Annotated in this window: 19 protein-coding genes; 8 read left to right on the forward strand and 11 right to left on the reverse strand. The window is 69.4% G+C overall.

Going from position 1 to position 20,858, the window contains the following annotated elements; all coding sequences use genetic code 11:
- The 4 genes from BOSE46_RS18560 to BOSE46_RS18575 all read right to left on the reverse strand — a co-directional run bounded on the left by BOSE46_RS18560 (position 1) and on the right by BOSE46_RS18575 (position 6,186).
- Positions 1-2,319 (reverse strand): GNAT family N-acetyltransferase, encoded by a 2,319-nt coding sequence (locus BOSE46_RS18560; protein ID WP_159541640.1) that lies wholly within the window; start codon positions 2,317-2,319, stop codon positions 1-3.
- Positions 2,316-3,614: a lysine N(6)-hydroxylase/L-ornithine N(5)-oxygenase family protein gene (locus tag BOSE46_RS18565; RefSeq protein ID WP_159541641.1), complete on the reverse strand. Its 1,299-nt coding sequence runs from the start codon at positions 3,612-3,614 to the stop codon at positions 2,316-2,318. The genes BOSE46_RS18560 and BOSE46_RS18565 overlap by 4 nt, the downstream gene beginning before the upstream one ends.
- Entirely contained in the window at positions 3,611-5,077 is a 1,467-nt protein-coding gene (locus BOSE46_RS18570; RefSeq protein ID WP_305782141.1) for an aspartate aminotransferase family protein, read from the reverse strand. Before BOSE46_RS18570 ends, BOSE46_RS18565 begins: the two co-directional genes overlap by 4 nt.
- 104 nt (positions 5,078-5,181) lie before the next feature.
- Positions 5,182-6,186 carry an aldo/keto reductase gene (locus tag BOSE46_RS18575; protein ID WP_201299672.1) on the reverse strand — a complete coding sequence of 335 codons (1,005 nt, stop codon included), beginning with the start codon at positions 6,184-6,186 and terminating at the stop codon, positions 5,182-5,184.
- A gap of 101 nt (positions 6,187-6,287) precedes the next feature.
- Here BOSE46_RS18575 and BOSE46_RS18580 point away from each other — a divergent pair, with 101 nt between their 5' ends.
- Complete coding sequence (locus tag BOSE46_RS18580) at positions 6,288-7,145, forward strand: helix-turn-helix transcriptional regulator (protein WP_159541642.1); 858 nt, start codon at positions 6,288-6,290, stop codon at positions 7,143-7,145.
- 9 nt (positions 7,146-7,154) lie between these two features.
- Entirely contained in the window at positions 7,155-7,790 is a 636-nt protein-coding gene (locus BOSE46_RS18585) for a DUF2461 domain-containing protein (RefSeq protein WP_256366730.1), read from the forward strand.
- Positions 7,791-7,891: 101 nt separating this feature from the next.
- On the opposite strand, the gene BOSE46_RS18590 is transcribed toward BOSE46_RS18585, so the two are convergent.
- Complete coding sequence (locus BOSE46_RS18590) at positions 7,892-8,878, reverse strand: aldo/keto reductase (protein WP_159541643.1); 987 nt, start codon at positions 8,876-8,878, stop codon at positions 7,892-7,894.
- A complete protein-coding gene (locus BOSE46_RS18595) occupies positions 8,875-9,261 on the reverse strand; it encodes a MerR family transcriptional regulator (RefSeq protein WP_159541644.1) in 387 nt (128 codons plus the stop codon). The genes BOSE46_RS18590 and BOSE46_RS18595 overlap by 4 nt, the downstream gene beginning before the upstream one ends.
- A gap of 67 nt (positions 9,262-9,328) precedes the next feature.
- On the opposite strand from BOSE46_RS18595, the gene BOSE46_RS18600 reads away from it, so the two are divergent.
- The gene (locus BOSE46_RS18600) at positions 9,329-9,721 is read left to right on the forward strand and encodes a helix-turn-helix transcriptional regulator (protein WP_236551802.1); all 393 of its coding nucleotides are present in this window, start codon (positions 9,329-9,331) and stop codon (positions 9,719-9,721) included.
- 106 nt (positions 9,722-9,827) lie between these two features.
- Positions 9,828-11,042, forward strand: a complete 1,215-nt coding sequence (locus BOSE46_RS18605) for a hypothetical protein (protein WP_159541646.1) — start codon at positions 9,828-9,830, stop codon at positions 11,040-11,042.
- Between the two features lie 74 nt (positions 11,043-11,116).
- Here BOSE46_RS18605 and BOSE46_RS18610 read toward each other — a convergent pair whose 3' ends face one another.
- A complete protein-coding gene (locus BOSE46_RS18610) occupies positions 11,117-12,154 on the reverse strand; it encodes an NADP-dependent oxidoreductase (RefSeq protein WP_159541647.1) in 1,038 nt (345 codons plus the stop codon).
- Positions 12,155-12,204: 50 nt separating this feature from the next.
- Here BOSE46_RS18610 and BOSE46_RS18615 point away from each other — a divergent pair, with 50 nt between their 5' ends.
- Both BOSE46_RS18615 and ligD read left to right on the forward strand, forming a co-directional pair.
- A complete protein-coding gene (locus BOSE46_RS18615) occupies positions 12,205-13,041 on the forward strand; it encodes an SCO6745 family protein (RefSeq protein ID WP_159541648.1) in 837 nt (278 codons plus the stop codon).
- Between the two features lie 16 nt (positions 13,042-13,057).
- Positions 13,058-14,023 (forward strand): non-homologous end-joining DNA ligase, encoded by a 966-nt coding sequence (gene ligD / locus BOSE46_RS18620; protein ID WP_159541649.1) that lies wholly within the window; start codon positions 13,058-13,060, stop codon positions 14,021-14,023.
- A gap of 3 nt (positions 14,024-14,026) precedes the next feature.
- On the opposite strand, the gene BOSE46_RS18625 is transcribed toward ligD, so the two are convergent.
- A complete protein-coding gene (locus BOSE46_RS18625; RefSeq protein WP_159541650.1) occupies positions 14,027-14,455 on the reverse strand; it encodes an organic hydroperoxide resistance protein in 429 nt (142 codons plus the stop codon).
- Positions 14,456-14,548: 93 nt separating this feature from the next.
- Between BOSE46_RS18625 and BOSE46_RS18630 the strand changes: the two genes are divergently transcribed.
- Positions 14,549-15,112, forward strand: a complete 564-nt coding sequence (locus BOSE46_RS18630; protein ID WP_159541651.1) for a TetR/AcrR family transcriptional regulator — start codon at positions 14,549-14,551, stop codon at positions 15,110-15,112.
- Here BOSE46_RS18630 and BOSE46_RS18635 read toward each other — a convergent pair.
- A complete protein-coding gene (locus tag BOSE46_RS18635) occupies positions 15,109-15,666 on the reverse strand; it encodes a TetR/AcrR family transcriptional regulator (protein WP_159541652.1) in 558 nt (185 codons plus the stop codon). The genes BOSE46_RS18630 and BOSE46_RS18635 overlap by 4 nt on opposite strands.
- A 96-nt stretch (positions 15,667-15,762) precedes the next feature.
- Between BOSE46_RS18635 and BOSE46_RS18640 the strand changes: the two genes are divergently transcribed.
- Entirely contained in the window at positions 15,763-16,467 is a 705-nt protein-coding gene (locus tag BOSE46_RS18640) for an SDR family oxidoreductase (RefSeq protein ID WP_159541653.1), read from the forward strand.
- Here the strand turns inward: BOSE46_RS18640 and cobF are convergent, their stop codons facing one another.
- A complete protein-coding gene (gene cobF / locus BOSE46_RS18645; RefSeq protein ID WP_159541654.1) occupies positions 16,468-17,202 on the reverse strand; it encodes a precorrin-6A synthase (deacetylating) in 735 nt (244 codons plus the stop codon).
- Entirely contained in the window at positions 17,199-20,852 is a 3,654-nt protein-coding gene (cobN, locus tag BOSE46_RS18650; RefSeq protein ID WP_159541655.1) for a cobaltochelatase subunit CobN, read from the reverse strand. Before cobN ends, cobF begins: the two co-directional genes overlap by 4 nt.
- Positions 20,853-20,858 lie beyond the last annotated feature (6 nt).

Genomic DNA, 20,858 nt, shown 5'->3' on the forward strand with positions numbered 1-20,858 from the left:
TCACCGGGAGATCGGGTTGACCAGAGTGCCGGCGAAGATCAGCGACTCGGCCTGGTCGGACAGGTCCACCATCTCCTTGGTGTTGCGCAGCTGCAGCCTGTTGAGGCACGAGTGATCGAACTCGGGGACGAACAGGTCGATCCGCGCGAACGCCTCGGCCAGCTCCGGATGCGCGGCCTGGTGGGCGGTGATCGTGCCCGCGACGAGTGCCCAGAACTCGTCCGGGCCCAGCACCCGGTCCTCGGCAAGGATGCCGGCAAGGAAGCGCAGGAATCCGTCGAACACATCGGTCAGCACCGCCAGCGGCTTGACCCGCTCCGGCACCGTCACGCGCACCCGCTCGACGTCGGCGGGCAGCGGCAGGTCACCCATCACGGCGATCTCCTCGCCGATGTCCTTCATCAGCACGCGCGTCGGCACGTGGTCCTCCATGACGAGGATGAGGTTCTCGCCGTGGGGCATGAACGCCAGCTCGTAGCGGTGCAGGCAGTGCACGATCGGGCGGAGATACGCCCGAAGGTAGCTCGCGACCCACTCCCTGGGTGACACCCCCGACGCCCCGATCAGCTCGGTGACCAGGTGACGGCCGTCCCGGTCGCGGTGCAGCAGGGAAGCCATCGTCGCGAGTCGTTCACCGGCGGCGAGCTGCGGCAGCGGGCTCTCCCGCCAGAGCGCGGCCAGCATCTTGGTGTACGCCGACGGCGTCCCGAGCCGGTGATAGGCGTCGCCGGTGTAGCCGATCGCCGCGCGCTCGCGCAGCACACCGAAGCCACACTCACGCAGCTCCTCGTCGGCGTCGACGAGCCCCGCGACCCAGTCGTTGATCGCCGGTGTCGCCCGCATGTACGCCGGCGAAAGCCCCCGCATGAACCCCATGTTCTGGATCGAGAGCGCGGTCTTGACGTAGTGCCGTTCGGGGCGGTCGGCGTTGAAGAACGTACGGATCGATTGCTGGGCGCGATAGCGGTCGTCGCTGCGGCCCAGGCAGACGATGTCGCGCCGGGCGACATCGGGAGCGAACGTGATCGCCAGCTTGTGCTCCCACTGCCACGGGTGCGCGGGCATCAGCAGGTAGTCGTCAGGGTCCAGGCCGAGATCGCGCAGCTCGGCGTCGAAGCACTCACGGGTCGAGGCGTCGAGCTCCCCGGCGTACAGGGCTTCCTCGTCGAGCCCCGCACCCAGCGAGAGATGCGCCTTGGTGCGGAGCACCGCGAGCCACACCACCGCGAAGGGCTGCCCAGCCTCCGGCGCGTACGCGGTGAAGTCCGATGCCGAGAAGCCGATGCGGCCGTTGTTGGCGACGAATCCGGGATGTCCCTCGGTCATCGCCGCTTCGATCGTCTGGAAGTCGGCGTGGACGAGGTCGGCCGAGGTCAGCGTGCCGTGGACGTGCTTCCATGCGGCGCTCGCGAGCGTGCTGCTGATCTCCTCGAGGTAGGTCGGCAGCAGCGCCTCGGGGATGCCCAGGACCTCCGCGTGCTCTGCGATGAACGCGAGAGCGTCCAGGTCGGCGGGCTCGCCATCGACCTCTCGCGTCACCGACCACGGCTCGACGACCCAGTGCTCGAGCTCGTGCCGATGCGCGTGGAACCGGTAGCGGGTGTCGCCGATCGTGACCTGGTGATCATGGCCGATGGGCTCCGGCATGAGCAGCCGCTCGTGCGAGAACTCCGCCAGCGCCTTGGCGACCAGGAACCGGTGCGCGCGCTCCATGGCGTCAGGCGTCAGGTGCGAGGCGACCCGCTGGGCCTCGTCGCGGCGGATCGCGCTCGCCAGGAACTGCTCACGGGTGCACGTGCTGAGCGCCGCGGTCTTGCCGGCGAGCTGCACCTCGCGCTCGACGCGGAAGCCTGCCGCCGTGTTGAGTGCGGCGATGCGCTCGTTGCGGATGTCGGGCTCGACGACGACCCGGCGATGGCGCGGATCGTCGAGGCAGAGCTCCATCACGGCGCGGAACACCGCAGAGGTGAAGCCGTGGCGCGGCCGGTCCGTCGGCGCGACGAGCACGTGCATGCCGATGTCACCGTCGCGCACCTCGTACGCGCCGGCGAGCTCGCTGTGGGCGGGATCGTACGTCTCGGCGAGGAACGCCGGTTCGCCGTCGACACGGCCGAGCCAGGCGCCGTGGTGCGGGTCGGCCGCGATGTCGGCGTATGCCGTCCGCACCTCATCGACGGTCGCAGCCTGCATGCCCCAGTAGACCGATCGCGGGTGCGTCACCCAGGAGTGGAGGGCCGCGGCATCACGGTCGAGGTCGACGGGTTCGATCGTGATCCGGCCGATGCGGGTGGCCCGGGCGAGAAGGGCGGTCGTGGTCATACCGGCACCTCCGTCCGAGCCGGTGCCGGCACTCCGAACTCCTGGAACGCGATCCGCTCCTCGACCGGATAGACCTCGCGCCCGCACATCGCGTTGACGATGACCGAGTTGCGGAAGGCGCCCATACCGAGGTCGGGCGCCACGAGGCCGTGGGTGTGCTCCTCGGCGTTCTGCACGAAGATCTGCTCCTGTTCGTCGATCGTGTAGCCGGCCGCGACGGCGTAACGGCCTCGTTCGTCCCAGCGGATCCGGTCCGTGATCGGTCCGACGAATCCCGGCACGTGTGACCGGTATCCCGTCGCGAGGACCAGCGCCTCGGACTCCAGCGCGAACGGCACCTCGAGCTCGGTGTGCCGGAGCTCGAGGTCGTACGCGCCCCTCGACTCATCCCAGGCCGCGCCGGCCAGCTCGGTGTTGGTCAGCAGGCGCGTGGGCACCTCGCCGTGCACCTGCTTGCGATAGAGCGAGTCGTAGATCGTGTCGATGAGGTCCCCGCTGATGCCCTTGTAGAGCTGGCGCTGCGAGCGCAGGAGCTCGTCGCGCTTCTGCATCGGCAGCGCCCGGAAGTACGCGGTGTACTCCGGCGAGGTCATCTCGAGCGTGAGCTTGGTGTACTCCATCGGGAAGAACCGCGGCGATCGCGTGGCCCAGACGAGCTCATAGCCGTACGAGTCGATGTCCTCGAGCAGGTCGAGGTAGACCTCGGCCGCACTCTGCCCGCTGCCGACGATCGTGATCGAACGCTTCGCCTGCAGGGCGGCCTTGTGGGTGAGGTAGTCGGCGGTGTGGATCACGGGTCCGTCGAGTCCGCGCAGCGCAGGAGGAACGTGCGGCTGCGTCCCCGTGCCGAGCACCATGCGCCTCGCCCGGTACGTCTCGGTGTCGCCGTTGCGGAGCCGGGCCGTGACGACGTACGCCTCACCGTCGTGCTCGACGCGATCGACGTGTCGGCCGAATCGGATTCCCGCGATTTGCCCCGCAGCCCACCGGCAGTACTGGTCGTACTCGGCGCGCAACGGGTAGAAGCTCTCGCGGATGTAGAACTTGTAGAGCCGGCCGGTCCGCTTGAGGAACTCGAGGAACGAGAACCGCGACGTCGGATCGGCCATCGTGACGAGGTCGGCCATGAACGGGACCTGCAGCGTCGCGTCGGCGAGCATCATGCCGGGGTGCCAGCTGAAGTCGTCGCGCGCCTCGAGGAAGATCCCGTCGAGCCCGTCGACCGGTTCCGCGAGGCAGGCCAGCCCGAGGTTGAACGGCCCGAGCCCGATGGCGGCGAAGTCGTACGTCCTCATCCGCGGGCCTCCGCTCGCAGCTCGTCGAGCAGCTCGCGGCCGATCTCGCGGATCAGGTCGAGCACGGCTCGCAGGTCGTCGGCGGTCGTCTCGGGGTTGAGCAGGGTGAACTTCAGCCACGCGCGGCCGTCCACCACCGTGCCGGCGATGACAGCGTTGCCGCGGCCGGCGATCGTACGGCGAATCCGCGGGTTGACCTCGTCGGCGATCCCCTCCGGCACGCCCGCAGGGCGGAAGCGGAACACCAGGGTGCTCAGGGTCGGCGCCACCACGACCTCGAAGTCAGGGTCGTCGCGGAGTAGTCCGTGGCCGACGTGGGCCAGGTCGATGACGTCGTCGAGGTAGTCACCGATCGCGTCGGCCCCCATCACGCGCAGTGTGAGCCACAGCTTGAGGGCGTCGAAGCGGCGCGTGGTCTGCAGGCTCTTGTCGACCTGGTTCGGCAGTGCCGCGGACCGCGGGTTGAGGTAGTCGGCGTGGTAGGTCACGTGCCTCAGGTCGTCGCCGCGGCGGACGATGACGGCGCTAGAGCTGACGGGCTGGAAGAACGTCTTGTGGAAGTCGATCGTCACCGAGTCGGCGCGCTCGACGCCGTCGATGAGGTGCCGTCGCCGGGTCGACACCAGCAGCCCGCCGCCGTACGCCGCGTCGACGTGCAGCCACACGCCGTGGTCCGCGCAGACATCGGCGACGCGGTTCAACGGATCGATGCTGCCGAAGTCCGTCGTGCCGGCAGTCGCGACGACTGCCATGGGGATCAGCCCGGCTGCCCGCGCCCGGGTGATCTCGGCGTCAAGCAGCCATGGGTCCATGCGATGCCGGTCGTCGGTCGGCACGGTGACCACAGCGTCGAGGCCGAGGCCCAGCACGTTCGCCGACTTCTGCACACTGAAGTGGCTGTCGCGTGACGCGAAGATCCGGAACCGGGTGAGCGTCTGTGCGAGCGGCTCAGCCGGGTCGGCATCCCCCGAGAGGTACGCCTGTCCGCGCGCGACAAGCAGGGCCTGGAGGTTGGACTGCGTACCGCCGCTCGTGAAGACCCCGTCGGCCTCCTCCCCGAATCCGATCCGTCCAGCGGCCCAGTCCACGAGCCGGCGCTCCACCAGCGTGCCGCCCGCGCTCTGGTCCCAGGTGTCGAGCGAGGAGTTGACCGCCGAGACGAACAGCTCGGCCACGAGGGCGGGGATCACGACCGGGCAGTTGAGGTGCGCCAGGTAGCGGGGCTCGTGGAACCAGACCGCATCGTCGAGATAGACCGTCCGCATCTCGTCGATGACCGCGTCGAGGTCTCCCAACGGCTGGTCGAGATCGACCTCCGCGACACGATGGGCCACCGAGGGCACGCCCGTGCCGGAGAACGGTTGGGTCACCCCGGCGACATGTCCGACGAGGGCGTCGAGCCCCGACGTCATGTCGTCGCGATAGCGGTCGAGATTGCGTGCGTTGAACAGGTGGTGGCGCACCACCACTCCTTCCCCCGAAGGTGTGTACTTAGGTCAGGCTTACCTAAGCAATGACCAACGGACAAAAGCAACCCGATGGGAGTTTGCTCACACGCCGGGTGGGTTCAGCGCTCGCTGTCGAGCATCGCCATCTGCTCCTCGGCGTAGCGCGTGCCGGCGACCTCGTCGGCCGGCATGGCAGCCTCGATCGCCGCGAGCTGCTCCTCGGTGAGCGTCACCTCCGCCGCACCGAGCGTCTCGGCGAGGCGCTCACGCGTACGGGCGCCGACGACCGGGACGATGTCGTCGCCGCGGGACGCGACCCACGCGATGGCGGCCTGCGCGACCGTGATGCCGGAGTCCGAGGCGACCTCGCGCATGGCCTCGACGAGCTGGAGGTTGCGGTCGAGATTCTCGCCCTGGAACCGGGGCGTGTGCGAGCGGAAGTCACCCGCACCGGTCTTCGACGCGTCGTAGTGCCCGCTGATCAGGCCGCGCGACAGCACGCCGTACGCCGTGATGCCGATGCCCAGCTCACGGCAGGTGTCGAGGATCTCGCCCTCGATGCCGCGGGAGTTCAACGAGTACTCGATCTGCAGGTCCGAGATGGGGTGCACGGCGTGGGCACGGCGGATCGTGTCGGCGCCGACCTCGGACAGGCCGATGTGGCGGACGTGGCCGGCCTCGACCAGCTCGGCGATCGCGCCGATGGTCTCCTCGATCGGGACGGCCGGGTCGAGCCGGGCCGGGCGGTAGATGTCGACGTGGTCCGTGCCGAGCCGCACGAGTGAGTACGCGAGCCAGGTCTTCACCGCGGCGGGCCGGGCGTCGAAGCCGAACCACGCGCCGTCGGGGCCGCGGAGGGCGCCGAACTTGACGCTGATGTCGACGGCGTCGCGGTCATGGTCCTTGAGGGCCTCGGCGAGCAGCAGCTCGTTGTGGCCCATGCCGTAGAAGTCGCCGGTGTCGAGCAGGGTCACCCCGGCGTCGAGGGCGGCGTGGATCGTCGCGATGCTCTCGTCGCGGTCCGAGGGTCCGTACAGTGCGGACATCCCCATCAGGCCGAGGCCGATCGCGGGGGTCGAGCCGAGGGTGCCGAGGGTCTTGGTGGTCAGTGTCGAAGTGGTCATGCCTCCAGCCTGCGTCGGGTCGGCCGTCTGCGGGAGAGGAGCGTTCAACCACGGACTGGCGATCCCTGTTTACGGCTTCGCGCGCGAGCGATGATGGACGTATGGATCGCAGCTCGCTCGCCGACTTCCTCCGCCGTAGGCGCGAGGCGCTGCAGCCCGCCGATGTCGGGCTCACGGTCGGTCCCCGCAGGCGCGCTCCCGGCCTGCGCCGCGAGGAGGTCGCACACCTCACCGGTATGTCGGTCGACTACTACGCCCGGCTCGAGCAGGCCCGCAGCCCCCAGCCGTCGATCCAGATGCTCCGCGCCCTCGCCCGTACGCTGCGCCTGTCCGAGGACGAGACCGACCACCTCTACCGGCTCTCCGGCCACGCGGCGCCCGACCGTACGGGCTCATCGACGCGTGTACGCCCGGTGCTGCTCCGGGTCATCGACCAGCTTCATGACTGCGCCGCGTTCGTGGTGTCCGACCTCGGCGTCGTCCTGGCCCAGAACCGGCTGTCGAAGCTCCTGCAAGGTGATCGCAGCGGACTCACCGGCGTCGAGGCGAGCATGACGTGGCGCTGGTTCGCCCACCCCGAGACCCGGGCCACCCCACTGGAGGACCAACCCGGGCAGAGCCGCATCCGGGTCGCCGACCTGCGCGCGACCTGGTCCCGGAGACCTCACGACGCCGATGTCGTGGCCATGATCGACGCGCTCATGGCGACCGGCAGCGAGTTCGCCGACATCTGGGAGCAGCACGAGGTCGGCCTCCGCCATCCGGCGTCGAAGCGGCTCGTCCATCCCAAGGTCGGGCTGCTCGAGGTCGACTGCGAGACGATGGCCACGGCCGAGGAGGGCCAGACCCTGGTGATCCTTGGTGCGGCGCCGGGCACCGAGACATACGGGAAGCTGCAGCTGCTCCACGTCCTGGGCGAACAGCGTCTCGGCGAGCAGGACGTGGCGGTCACGAAGTAGCCTCGCAGGGTGCCTGAGTTCACCGGTTTCCCCGTCGCGGCCCTCGACTTCTACGACGACCTCGAGATGGACAACACGAAGTCGTACTGGGAGGCCCACCGGGCGACGTACGACGGGGCCGTGGCCGCGCCGATGAAGGCTTTGGTCGGCGCCCTCACCGACGAGTTCGGCGACGCGAAGGTGTTCCGGCCCTACCGCGACGTGCGGTTCGCCAAGGACAAGACGCCCTACAAGACCCACCAGGGCGCGTTCGTGCCCAAGGGACCGTCGACCGGATACTACGTCCAGGTCGGCGCTCCCGGCGTACGCGTCGGAGTCGGCTTCTACGAGGCGTCGTCACCGCGCCTCGCGAGCATCCGCGACGCGATTGTCGACAAGCGGCGAGGCGGCGAGCTCGAGGAGATCCTCGCGACGATGCAGGCGGCCGGCTGGGAGCTCGGCGGTGACCGGCTCAAAACTGCACCCCGTGGGTTCGACGTCGACCACCCACGCATCGAGCTGCTGCGGCACAAGTCCATGACCTTGGGCAAGAGCTACGGCTTCGAGCCGTTCATCCACACGCCCGAGCTGCTCGAGCACGTCCGCGCCGACTGGCGCGAGGCGACCCCGTTCGTCGAGTGGGTCCTGCACTACGCCAAGGCGTAACCGGCGGTAGTTGAGATGCGGAGCGAAGCGGAGCCTCGAAACCACAGTGGTTTCGAGGCTTCGGCCGCGGGCGGCCTTCGCACCTCAACCAGCGGGAGTCGTCAGACGTGGACGGCGCGCATGCCGGCTTCGTCGTAGCGGTCCCCCTGGGTCACGCCCACGGGGGCCGCGTCGGCGAGTGCAGCCAGGTCGTCGGCGGTGAGCTCGACATCGACCGCGGCGACGTTCTCCTCGAGGTACGTCCGGCGCTTCGTGCCCGGGATCGCGACGACGCCGTCCTGGTGCAGCACCCACGCCAGCGCGAGCTGGCCGGGCGTGACGCCCTTGGCGCCGGCCAGTGCCCGCACCTTGTCGACGACCGTCAGGTTGTGCGTCATGGCCTCCTCGCGGAAACGCGGCATGTTGCGCCGCCAGTCGTTGTCGGGCAGGTCGGTCGGCGACGAGATCGCGCCAGTCAGCACCCCACGGCCCAGGGGCGAGTACGCGACGAACTCGATGCCGAGCTCGCGAGTCGTGTCGAGCACGCCGTTGACCTCGGGGGTGCGCTCGAACAGCGAGTACTCCGTCTGGACCGCGGTGATCGGATGCGTCGCGTGGGCGCGGCGGACCGTCTCGGGCGCCGCCTCGGACAACCCGAGGTAACGGACCTTGCCCTCCTCGACGAACTCCGCCATCGCGCCGACCGTCTCCTCGATCGGGACGTTCGGGTCGACGCGGTGCAGGTAGTAGAGGTCGATCGTCTCCATGCCGAGATGCCGGAGCGAGCGCTCGACCGCCTTGCGCGCGTACGCCGGGCTGCCGTCGGGCGGTCCCATGGTGCCGTCGTCCTCGATGTGGGTCGCGAACTTCGTCGCGAGCGCGAACTCGTCACGCCGGTGCCCGATCGCCTGACCGATGAGCTGCTCGTTGAGGAACGGCCCATAGATCTCGGCGGTGTCGATCATCGAGACGCCGAGGTCGAGCGCCCGGTTGAGGGTTGCGGTCGACTCCGTGTCGTCACGGTCGCCGTAGAACGCCGACATCCCCATCGCGCCGAGTCCCTCGACGCTGGCCTCGAGGCCCTGGTTCCCCCATGCGGTGGTCTTCATCCGTTCACCAATTTCTTGTAGTGGTCGATCTTGCGGTTGATCGCGGCGAGATGCGTCTGCACCTCGTTGAGCTCCTCGAGCACGTGCTCTCGATGCGCCTCGAGGATCGCCATCCGCTCCGGTTCACTGCCGTCGACGCGGTAGAGCTCGACGAAGCGACGGATGTCGCGGATCGGCATACCGGTGCGCCGCAGCATCACGAGCGTGCCGAGCCAGCGCACGTCGTCCTCGGTGTAGCGGCGCTGTCCCGACGCCGAGCGTTCGGGACGGTGGAGGGACAGGCCCTCCTTCTCGTAGTAGCGCAACGTGTCGACGCTCAGCCCGCTCAGCTCGGCGGCGCCGCTGATGGTCAGCCCCTCTGCGGGGACCTCGGTCACTGTCATGCCTTCAGCATTCACCCTGGAGTGCGCTCCAGGTCAAATCAACGGCGGGCGCTGTCATCATGGTCTCGTGGCCAACGAGGACCTGGTCCTGCTCCGCAGGGCGCGCGACACGATCGACCGCGAGTACGCCAAGCCGCTCGACGTGGAAGCCCTGGCCCGCGTCGCCCTGATGTCGTCGGGCCACTTCTCTCGGAGCTTCCGGGCGGCGTTCGGCGAGTCGCCGTACGGCTATCTCATGACGCGCCGCATCGAGCGCGCCATGGCCCTGCTGCGACGCGGCGACCTGTCGGTCACGGATGTCTGCTTCGAGGTCGGCTGCTCCTCGCTCGGCACGTTCAGCACCCGGTTCTCCGAGCTGGTCGGTGAGAGCCCCAGCGCCTATCGGGCCCGCGATCACGGGGACAACGAGGGCGTACCGGCGTGCATCGCCAAGGTCCTCACCCGGCCGCTGCGCCGCTGACGGCTACCCGAAAGTAATTTAGGTCTTCCCAAAGTGTGACGTGCGCCACTAGGTTCGGTCCGGGCCCGAAGGGTCGGAGGGAGCACGTCCGCCTAGGAGGCACCGCATGTCGCTGGTCACCCGAGCACGTCCACTCGTCGGAGGGCTGAGTCTGGCCCTCGCCGCACTCACACTCGTCGCAGCGCCGGCACATGCCGACGGCCCCGGCAGCGGCACGCCGTACGTCGTGTCGGTCGGCGACTCCTACATCTCCGGTGAGGCCGGTCGCTGGGCCGGTTCGTCCAACGACAGCGCCTCGCGCGCGGACGCATTGGGCGGCACGGCGTACTTCGACAACGCCGGCAACAACGCCGAGCAGATCAACCGGTGTCACCGCAGCAAGAGCGCCGAGATCTACATCGGTGGCGGCACGCTGGGCCTCAACCTGGCGTGCTCGGGCGCCAAGACCGCGACGTCGGACGGCAGCGACTTCAAGCCGGGCCTCGACTTCTACGACAACGGCGCCGGCAAGCAGGGCCAGGCCAAGATGCTGCAGCAGTTCGCCGCGACGCACAACGTCACGATGGTGGCCGTCTCGATCGGTGGCAACGACTTCAACTTCGCCAGCGTCGTGCAGTCGTGCGTGACCGACTTCCTCACGTCGCCGACCTGGTGGAAGGACTATTGCAAGGACGACAGCAGCGTCGTCGCCAACTTCACGAGCAGCAACGTGGCGGCGGTCAAGACGCGGATCGCGAATGCGTACGCCAACATCCGGACCGCGATGCGCAACGCCGGCTACGCCGACAGCTCGTGGACCCTGCTGGTGCAGAACTACCCGTCACCGGTGCCCAACGGCTCGGGCTTCCGCTACGGCGAGAGCGGCTACTCGCGGCAGAACACCGGCGGCTGCGGGTTCTGGAACGCCGACGCCGACTGGGCCAACAGCACGGCGCTGCCGACCATCAACAACACCGTGACCGGCGCGATCAGCCAGGCCGGCATCACGAACGCCAAGACGCTCAACCTGGCGTCGACGTTCAACGGCCGGCGGCTGTGCGAGAGCACGGTCGGCCTGTACGAGGAGGTTGGCCTGACGAACTGGACGGCCCAGACGGCGGTCGACCGTACGGAGTGGGTCAACCAGATCCGGACGGTGACGACGGCCGGCAGCAGCCCGTACTACATCCAGGAGTCACTGCACCCCAACTACTGGGGCCAGCTCGCGACCCGATCCTGCGTCCGTCAGGCGTACAACGCCGGTACGCCGAGGAGTGGCTCGTGCGTGCGCACCGGCACCGGCCTCACCCCGTCGGGCGAGCCGAGGATGACCCTGCAGTAGAACCTCGCTGGGAGTGACGTTTGGGTCGCGAAACGCCGTGTGACCGCGACGCAAACGTCACTCCCAGCGGGAGTTCAGCGGGTCGGGTCGGGGCCGACCTGAACGAGCAGCTTGCCGAAGCTCTTGCCCTTGAGCAGGCCGGCGAACGCCTCGGGCGCGTTCTCGAGTCCTTCGACGACGTCCTCGCGATGACGCAGCGTGCCGTCGCGGAGCCAGCCTGCGGCGTCGGACTGGAACGCCGCGTAGTGCGCCTTGACGAACTCGGTCTGGATGAACCCGCGCACCGTGAGGCTCTTGGTCAGGATCGTGGTCATCAGCCGCGATGAACGGTCGGGCCCGGGTGGCAGCTCGGTGTCGTTGTAGTGCGCGACGAGTCCGCACACCGGCACCCGTGCGTACGTGTTGAGGTGCGGCAGCACGGCGTCCCACACGTGCCCGCCGACGTTCTCGAAGTAGACATCGATGCCGTCGGGCACGGCGGCCTTGAGGTCGTCGGCGAAGGTCGGCGAGCGGTGGTCGATGGCGACGTCGAAGCCGAGCTCCTCGAGCCAGGCCACCTTGTCGGGACCGCCGGCGATGCCGACCGCGCGAGCACCCTTGATCCGCGCGATCTGGCCGACCGCGGAGCCGACGGGGCCGGCGGCGGCAGCCACCACGACGGTCTCGCCCGGCTGCGGCTGGCCGATCTCGAGCAGTCCGGCGTACGCCGTGAAGCCCGTCATCCCGAGCACGCCCAACGCGGTCGAGACCGGCGCCTGGGCAGGGTCGAGCTTGCGCACGTGCTTGGCCGAAGCGACGCCGTACGCCTGCCAGCCGACGTACGCCAGCACGATGTCGCCGGGTCGCAGCGAGTCGTCGTTCGACTCGACGACCTCGGCGACCGTGCCGCCCTCCATCACGTCGCCGACCTCGACCGGCGCGGCGTACGACTTCGCGGCGCTCATGCGCCCGCGCATGTAGGGGTCGAGCGACAGGTAGATCGTGCGGAGCAGCACCTCGCCCTCGCCAGGGACCGGGATCGGCGCGGACTCGATCGTGAAGTTGTCCGAGGTGGGCTCGCCGTGGGGGCGGGAGGCGAGCAGGATGCGGGTGTTCTGCGGTGAGTCAGTCATCGACGTCGACGGTACCGGCGGTCCCCAGCGGGCCTGACAGGATGGAGCCCATGACTCCTGGCACGACCTTCTGGCGCTCGATCGAGGCGATCCACGACGTCGTCTACTTCGCCCCTGACGCCAAGCAGCGCTACGAGGCGATCGGCCTCAAGGGCCACTGGATGGGCTACATGGCATCACGCTCCGCAGCGGTCGGGACGCCTCCGCCGCAGCTCGTCGTGGCGCTGTTCCACGGCTTCGCGCCGCGCATGGTCACCCGTGCGCTGCCTGACGCTTGGGCGATGGCGTCGCGCGACGAGATCCTGAGAGTCCGGTACGACCTTGCGCGGGAGACCCTCGCCCCGGCGCTGGCCGAGGCAGATGCCGGCCGCATCGCCAAGGAGCTGGCGGCGATCACCCGGGGCATCGACTTCGCCGGCAAGCCACTGGCGGCGGCGCACCACTCGCTGCCTGAGCCGGATGACGACGCTGGCCGACTCTGGCACGCCGCCACGGTGATCCGCGAGTATCGCGGCGACTGCCACGTCGCGGTGCTGACCTCGGCCGGCCTCGACGGCGCGGCGGCCAACGCCCTGGCCGAGGCCGCCGGACTCACGGACGACCAACAGCGCACCATGCGCGGCTGGACCGAGGACGAGTGGGCGGCTGCGATCAGCCGGCTGGCGACCCGGGGATGGGTCGACGCCGCCGGCGCGATCACCGACACCGGCCGCGCGGCGCGGCAGCAGATCGAGGACGCCACGGATCGTGTGTGCGCTGCCGGGGTCGACCGCGAGGCCACTGGCCGGATGATCACGATCGAGGAGCCACTGCTGGCGCTGGCGCGCGCGATCGAGGCGTCCGGCGCCGTGACGTACCCCAATCCCACGAGCGTACGTCGGCCCTAACCCCTAACGTGGGGCCATGGCCAAGGCATCGTCGCCCGCGGTGGAGATCGAGGTGGACGACAAGGTCGTGCGCGTCAGCAATCCCGATCGCGTCTACTTCCCGGAGCGCGGCTGGACCAAGCTCGACCTCGTCGAGTACTACCTCGCGGTCGGTGACGGCATCGTCAACGCGCTCTACGAGCGGCCGTGCATGCTGCACCGCTTCCCCAAGGGGCTCGCCGGCGACAAGGTGCACCAGAAGAAGCTGCCGTCGGGTGCGCCGCCGTGGGTCAAGACCGTCAGCGTCCACTTCCCGCGCTACAACCGGGACGTCCACGAGCTCTGCGTCACCGAGCTGGCGTCGGTGATCTGGGCCGTGCAGATGTCGACCGTCGAGTTCCACCCGTGGAACAGCCGCAAGGCCGACGTCGAGAAGCCCGACGAGTGGCGCATCGACCTCGACCCCGGACCGGAGTGCGACTTCGCCACCGTCAAGCGGGTGGCGCGGGTCGCCGAGGAGGTGCTCGACGACCTCGGCGCGATCGGCTTCCCCAAGACCTCAGGCGGCAACGGCCTGCACATCTACGTACGCATCAAGCCTGAGCACGAGTTCAAGGACGTACGCCGTGGAGCGCTCGCGTTCGCGCGTGAGGTCGAGCGGCGGGCGCCCGACGACGTCACTACGACGTGGTGGCGCAAGGACCGCGACCCGGCGCAGCTCTTCGTCGACTACAACCAGAACGCCCGCGACCACACGATCGCGGCCGCCTACTCGGTCCGGGGGTTCCCCGACGGCCGGGTGTCGACGCCGATCCGCTGGGACGAGGTCGACGACGTCGACCCGCACGACTTCACGATCGAGACCGTGCCGGCGCGTTTCGCCGAGCTCGGCGACCTCCACGCGGGCATCGACCAGGCCGTGCTCGACATCGCGCCACTGCTGGAGTGGGCCGACCGGGACGAGCGCGAAGGCGCTGCGCCGCCGGTCGACCCGGAGGACTGAGCCTCAGGCGACCTCGACGTCCAGGACGACGTCGATGTTGCCGCGCGTCGCGTTGGAGTAGGGGCACCACTCGTGCGCGACCGCGACAGCCTTCTCGGCGTCTTCCTGCGAGACGCCGGACAGCTCGACCCGCAGCGTCACGGCGAGGCCGAACCCGCCGAGGCCGTTGGGGCCGATGCCAACCTCGGCCGTGACGGCCGAGTCGGTGACGTCGACGCCGTGCTGCGACTTGCTCGACTTCAGCGCCGAGTGGAAGCACGCGGCGTAGCCGGCGGCGAACAGCTGCTCGGGGTTGGTCGCGCCACCGGCGCCACCCAGCTCGACCGGGAAGCGGACGTCGGTGTCGAGGAGTCCGTCGGTCGACCGTACGTGGCCGTTGCGGCCGTCTCCGGTCGAGGTGGCGACTGCGGTGTAGAGGATCTGCTCGGGCATGAGAACTCCTTGAGGTTGAGGTAGACTAACTAGTACGTCTACATCGATCAAACCACGATCGTGGGACGATGGCAAACCCGAAGGAGTGTGACGATGCCGACCACAGCAGCGCCCGTGCGCGAGCGCATCCTGGACGCCGCGACCCGTCGCTACTACGCCGACGGCATCCGCGCCGTCAGCGCCGATCGGCTCATCGCCGAGGCGGGCGTCTCCAAGGTCACGTTCTACCGGCACTTCCCCACCAAGGACGACCTCGTCACGACGTATCTCGCCCAACAGGTTGCCGCCGTCGAGGACGGCCTCACCGCCAAGCGCGCCGAGCTGCCGGACGATCCAGCCGGCGTGCTCGAGTGGTACGCCGAGGCCGTCGGCTCGGTGATGTGCATGCCGGGATTCCGCGGCTGCGCGTTCATCAACGCCGCCGCCGAGCTGCCCCGCGACCATCCGGGCAGCCGCGTGGTGCGAGACCACCGCACCTGGCTGATCGGCCAGTTCCGCGAGCTCCTGGGACAGCTCGGAGTCGACGACATCGACGGCAAGGCCGAGCAGCTCATGATGCTGCGCGACGGCGCCATGGTGGCCGGCTACGTCGGGGGCTCACCGAAGTCCGTCGCCGCGACCCTGCTCACCGCGGGCCGCGCCGTCATCGGCAGCTAGACACCCTGCGCGCTGAGCAGCGCCTCGACTGCTGTGCGAGCCGCAGGTGAAGCGCCACCGCGAACGACGCTGTAGGCACCGGCGCCGTCGAACATCATCGTCAGCTGGACGCCGAGCGACTCCGGGTCTGTCGCACCCGCCAGCCGGGCCTGGTCCTCGAAGAAGGCCGTGAGCTCGAGCTTGTAGCCCTTCGCGGCGACGCTCGCCGGATGCTCGCGATCCTTGAGCTCGGTCGCCACGCTGACGAAGGGGCAACCGAGGAAGTCCGGCGACTGGGCCTGCGCGTGCAGCGAGTCGAACACCGCGAGAATCCGCTCGCGCGGCGGGGCATCGGGGGCGGTGTCAAGCGCGGCCATGACGTCAGGAGCGCGGTGCTTGAGCATCGCGACGAGGACCTCGTCCTTGCTCCCGAAGTGCTGGTACATCGACCGCTTCGACACCTGGGCGACCTCGCACAGCCGGTCGACGCCGATGTGGACGCCCTCGGCGTAGAACAGCTCCTCGGCGGCTGCCAGCAGTCGCTCGCGCGGTTTCGCCTTCATGGTCGTCGTCACCACCCCAGAATAGGCGGCCACTTGCCAAAAGTAAACAGACCTGTGTACCTTCGCAGAAGTACACACATCTGTTTACTTTCTCTCGAAGGACTCATCATGACCGCACTCGCCAACCAGACCGTCCTCGTCACCGGAGCCAACCGCGGCATGGGCAAGGAGTACGTCCGTCAGCTGCTCGAGCGCGGCGCCAAGAAGGTCTACGCCACCGCTCGCGACGCCTCGACGATCGACACGAGTGACCCGCGGGTCGTCGCGCTCCAGCTCGACGTGACCGACGCCGACTCGGTCGACGCCGTGGTCGCCGCGACGCCCGACGTGAACGTCCTGATCAACAATGCCGGGACCGTGGCCGGTGGACCGCTGCTGACCGCGGACCAGACCGCGATCCGCCAGGAGTTCGAGACCAACTACTTCGGTCCGCTGCGCCTCGCGTCCCTCCTGGCCGATCGCATCGCCGACAACGGCAACGGCGTCATCCTCAACATGCACTCGGCACTCTCGTGGGTCTCGTTCGGCGGCACGTACGAGCCGACGAAGGCCGCGCTCTGGAGCGCGACGAACGGCCTGCGCCTGGCGCTCGCACCTCGCGGCGTCCAGGTCGTGGGCCTACACGTCGGCTATGTCGACACCGACATGGTCGCCGGCGTCGACGCACCGAAGTCCGATCCCGTGGACGTCGTGAAGTCCGCCCTCGACGGCATCGAGGCCGGCGACTTCGAGGTGCTCGCCGACGATGTCAGCCACCAGGCAAAGGCTGCGACCGGCATGCCGATCGAGGCGGTCTACCCCCAGGTCGCTTGATCAGCTCCGCAGCAGGTAGGCGTCCATGACCCAGCCCGCGTCGGCCTTGGTGGCGGCGCGGGCCTGGTCGATCTCGGCGGCGACGTCGGCGACCGGGCCGGCGACGAGGCGCTCGTGCTCGGTGCCGAGGTTGGCGCCCCACCAGATGTGCCACTCGTCGAAGCCGTCGAGGTCGATGCGGGCGCTCAGCATGACCAGGATGTTGTCGGCGCCGGCCTCGACCGCCTCGCGCAGCTTGCGCGCGGTCGTGACGGTGATCGGCTGGCCGATCTCGTGCAGCACGATGCGGTGCCGGGCGGCGAGCAGCTGCAGGCTCGAGATGCCGGGGATGACGTCCCACTCGGCCTCGACCTTGCCCCTGGCGAGGACACGCTCGACGATGCGGATCGTCGAGTCGTAGAACGCCGGGTCGCCCCAGACGAGGAAGCCGACATCGCCCTCGTGGTCGAGCATGACCCGCTCGTACGCCTCGGCGCGCGCCTCGTGCCAGTCGCTCACGGCGCCGCGGTAGTCGGCTGGATCCGCGCGGTCGCGCTCCGGATCGCGTACCGCCACGACCTGCGCCGCCGAACCGACGTGGCGGGTCAGCAGCTCCTGCCGCGCAGCCAACAACGGGTCGTCCGCACCCTTGTCGGCGACGACGAAGTAGGCCACCGAGTGCATCGCGGCGACCGCCTCGAGGGTCACCTGGTCCGGGTCGCCGGGTCCGATCCCGATGACCCGGATGCGCCTCATCCCCGGTCCTCGAGGTCACCCTCGATGTCGAGGTAGACCTGCTGCATCGCCGCGAGCACCTCGGGATCGGGATCGGCCCACAGGTCACGGTCGGCGGCCTCGTTGAGCCGCTCGATGATGCCGCGCAGCGCCCACGGGTTGGCGTCCTTCATGAACGCCTGGTTGTCCTCGTCGAGCACGTACTCCTTGGCGAGCGTCTCGTACATCCAGTCGTGCACGACACCGGTCGTCGCGTCGAAGCCGTAGAGGTAGTCGACCGTCGCGGCGAGCTCGAACGCGCCCTTGTAGCCGTGCCGCTGCATCGCACCGATCCACCGCGGGTTGACGACGCGGGCGCGGAACACGCGAGTCGTCTCCTCCTGCAGGGTTCGCGTGCGTACGGCGTCGGGTGTCGTCGAGTCGCCGACGTACGCCTTGGGGTCCGAGCCGGTCAGCGCACGGACGGTCGCGACCATGCCGCCGTGGTACTGGAAGTAGTCGTCGGAGTCGGCGATGTCGTGCTCGCGGGTGTCGATGTTCTTGGCGGCGACCGCGATGCGCTTGTAGTTGGCGCGCATGTCGTCGGCCGCCGGTGCGCCGTCGAGGTCACGCCCGTACGCGAAGCCACCCCACGCGGTGTAGACCTCGGCGAGATCCTTGTCGTCGCGCCAGTTGCCGGCCTCGATGACCTGCAGGATGCCCGCGCCGTACGACCCCGGCTTCGACCCGAAGATGCGGGTCGTGGCGCGGCGCTGGTCGCCGTGCTCGGCGAGGTCGCGCTGCGCGTGCGCGCGTACGTAGTTGCGGTCGTCGGGCTCGTCGAGCTCGGCAACCTGGCGGATCGCGTCGTCGAGGATGGCGATGACGTGCGGGAACGCGTCGCGGAAGAACCCGGAGATGCGGACCGTCACGTCGATGCGCGGCCGGCCGAGCTCGTCGAGCGGCACGACGCGCAGGCCGTTGACCCGGCGGGACGCGGGATCCCACTCCGGCTCGACGCCGATCAGCGCGAGCACCTCGGCGATGTCGTCGCCGGACGTACGCATCGCGGACGTGCCCCACACCGACAGCCCGACCGAGCGCGGGTAGTCACCGGTGTCCGCGAGGTGGCGCTCGATCAGCGAGTCGGCCATGGCCCGGCCGGTCTCCCAGGCGAGGCGGGACGGCACGGCCTTGGGGTCGACGGTGTAGAAGTTGCGGCCGGTCGGCAGCACGTTGACCAGCCCGCGCAGCGGCGAACCCGACGGGCCGGCAGGGATGAAGCCACCGTCGAGGGCGTGCAGCACGTGGTCGAGCTCGTCGGTGGTCTTCGCCAGACGTGGCACGACCTCGGTGGCGGCGAACTCGAGGACGCGCACGACGTCGGGCACGTCCGTCAGGCTGCTGGCGGTGGCAACGTCCCAGTCGGCGTCCTCCATGGCCTGGATCAGCGCACGCGCCTGGTGCTCGATCTCATCGATGTCCCGAGTCGACACGGTCCCTGAACCCGTCGAAGGGTCCTTGAGGCCGAGCGCGGCACGCAGGCCGGGGACGGCCCCGGTCTCGCCGCCCCAGATCTGGCTCGCCCGCAGGATCGAGAGCACGAGGTTGACCCGCGCCTCGCCCTGCGGCGCCTGGCCGAGCACGTGCAGGCCGTCGCGGATCTGGGCGTCCTTGATCTCGCACAGCCACCCGTCGACGTTGAAGATGAAGTCGTCGAAGTCGTCCTCGTCCGGGATGTCGTCGAGGCCGAGGTCGCGGTGCATCTCTGCGGCGCGCATGTGGGTCCAGATCTGCGAACGGATCGCCGGCAGCTTGGCCGGGTCCATGGCCGCGATGTTGGCGTACTCGTCGAGCAGCTGCTCGAGCTTGGCGATATCGCCGTACGACTCTGCGCGTGCCATCGGCGGGATCAGGTGGTCGACGATCGTGGCGTGCGCACGGCGCTTGGCCTGCGCACCCTCGCCGGGATCGTTGACGAGGAACGGATAGATCAGGGGCAGGTTGCCGATCGCGGCGTCGGTGCCGCAGGACGCCGACAACGCAGCGTTCTTGCCCGGCAGCCACTCCATCGAGCCGTGCTTGCCGAGGTGGACGACGGCGTGCGCGCCGAACGTCTCCTCCACCCACCGGTATGCGGCCAGGTAGTGGTGCGAGGGCGCCATGTCGGGATCGTGGTAGATCGCGACCGGGTTCTCGCCGTAGCCGCGAGGCGGCTGGATCATCAGCACGATGTTGCCGGCGCGGATCGTGGCGAGCACGATCTCTTGATCGTCGTTGACGAAGAGCTTGCCGGGCGCGGGACCCCACGCCTCGAGCATCCCGTCGCGCAGGTCGGGGTGGAAGCGCTCGAACCAGTCCGCGTACTGCGCGGCGGGGATGCGGACGTGGCTCTCGGTCAGCTGCACCTGGGTGAGCCATTCCTCGTCCTGGCCGCCGGCGGCGATCAGCGCGTGGATCAGCGCGTTGCCCGCCTCGGTCAGGTCGTCGAGCTCCAGACCCGGGATCTCGCCGGGCGCACCGAGGTCGTAGCCCGCATCGCGCAGCTCGCGCAGCAGGCGGATCGTCGACACGGGGGTGTCGAGGCCGACGGCGTTGCCGACCCGGCTGTGCTTGGTCGGGTAGGCCGACAGCATCAGGACGACCTTGCGCTCGGCCGGCGCCGTGTGGCGCAGGCGGGCGTGGGCGACGGCGATGCCGGCGACCCGGGCGCAGCGCTCGGGGTCGGCGACGTAGCGCGGCAGGCCGTCCTCGTCGATCTCCTTGAACGAGAACGGTGCGGTGATGATGCGGCCGTCGAACTCAGGGATCGCGATCTGGTTGGCCGAGTCGAGCGGCGTGACGCCGTCGTCGGACGCCGCCCAGTCCTCGCGGCTCGAGGTCAGGCACAAGCCCTGCAGGATCGGGATGTCGAGGGCCTTCATGCGCTCGACGTCCCACGCCTCGTCGTCGCCGCCGGCGCTGACCGTGCCGGGCTTGGTGCCGCCGGCCGCGAGCACCGTGACGATCAGGGCGTCGAGCTTGCCCAGCTCGGTGAACAGCTCGTCGGGTGCGGCGCGCAGCGACGAGGAGAAGATCGGCACGCCGTACGCCTCGCCGGTCGCGTCGATCGCGTCTGCGAGCTGGTGCGCGAACGCGCTGTTGCCGGAGGCCTCGTGGGCCCTGTAGTAGAGGATGCCGATTCTGGGGAGTGGTTTCGAGACGCTCGTTCCTCGCTCCTCAACCACCGGTGGTTGAGGTGCGGAGCGAAGAGCCTCGAAACCACGTTCCGCGATCCCGAACTCGGGCAGCACCGCGGGCGGCTCGAAGCCCTCGCCGGTCAGCAGGACCGTGTCGGACAAGAAGGCGTGCAGCTGCGCAAGGTTGGCCGGGCCGCCCTCGGCGAGATAGACGTGCGCGTCGGCGCAGACGCCGATCGGCACGGTCGACTGCTCCATGAGCTCGGCGTTCGGGGCCTGCTCGCCGCCGAGCACGACCATCGGCTTGCCCGTGGCCCGGATGCGTTCGAAGCCCTCGCACAGGTCCTGCGGCGAGCCCAGGATGCGGGCGACCACGAGGTCGGCCGACTCGATCGCCGCCGCCATCTCCTGGTGCCCGGGACGGGACGGGTTGGCGTACGTGTAGTCCGCGCCACTGGCGCGGGCCGACAGCAGGTCGGTGTCGGACGTGGACAGCAGCGCGATGCGCGTCATGTTCCT

Source organism: Aeromicrobium sp. 9AM (assembly GCF_902506105.1).
GTDB lineage: Bacteria > Actinomycetota > Actinomycetes > Propionibacteriales > Nocardioidaceae > Aeromicrobium.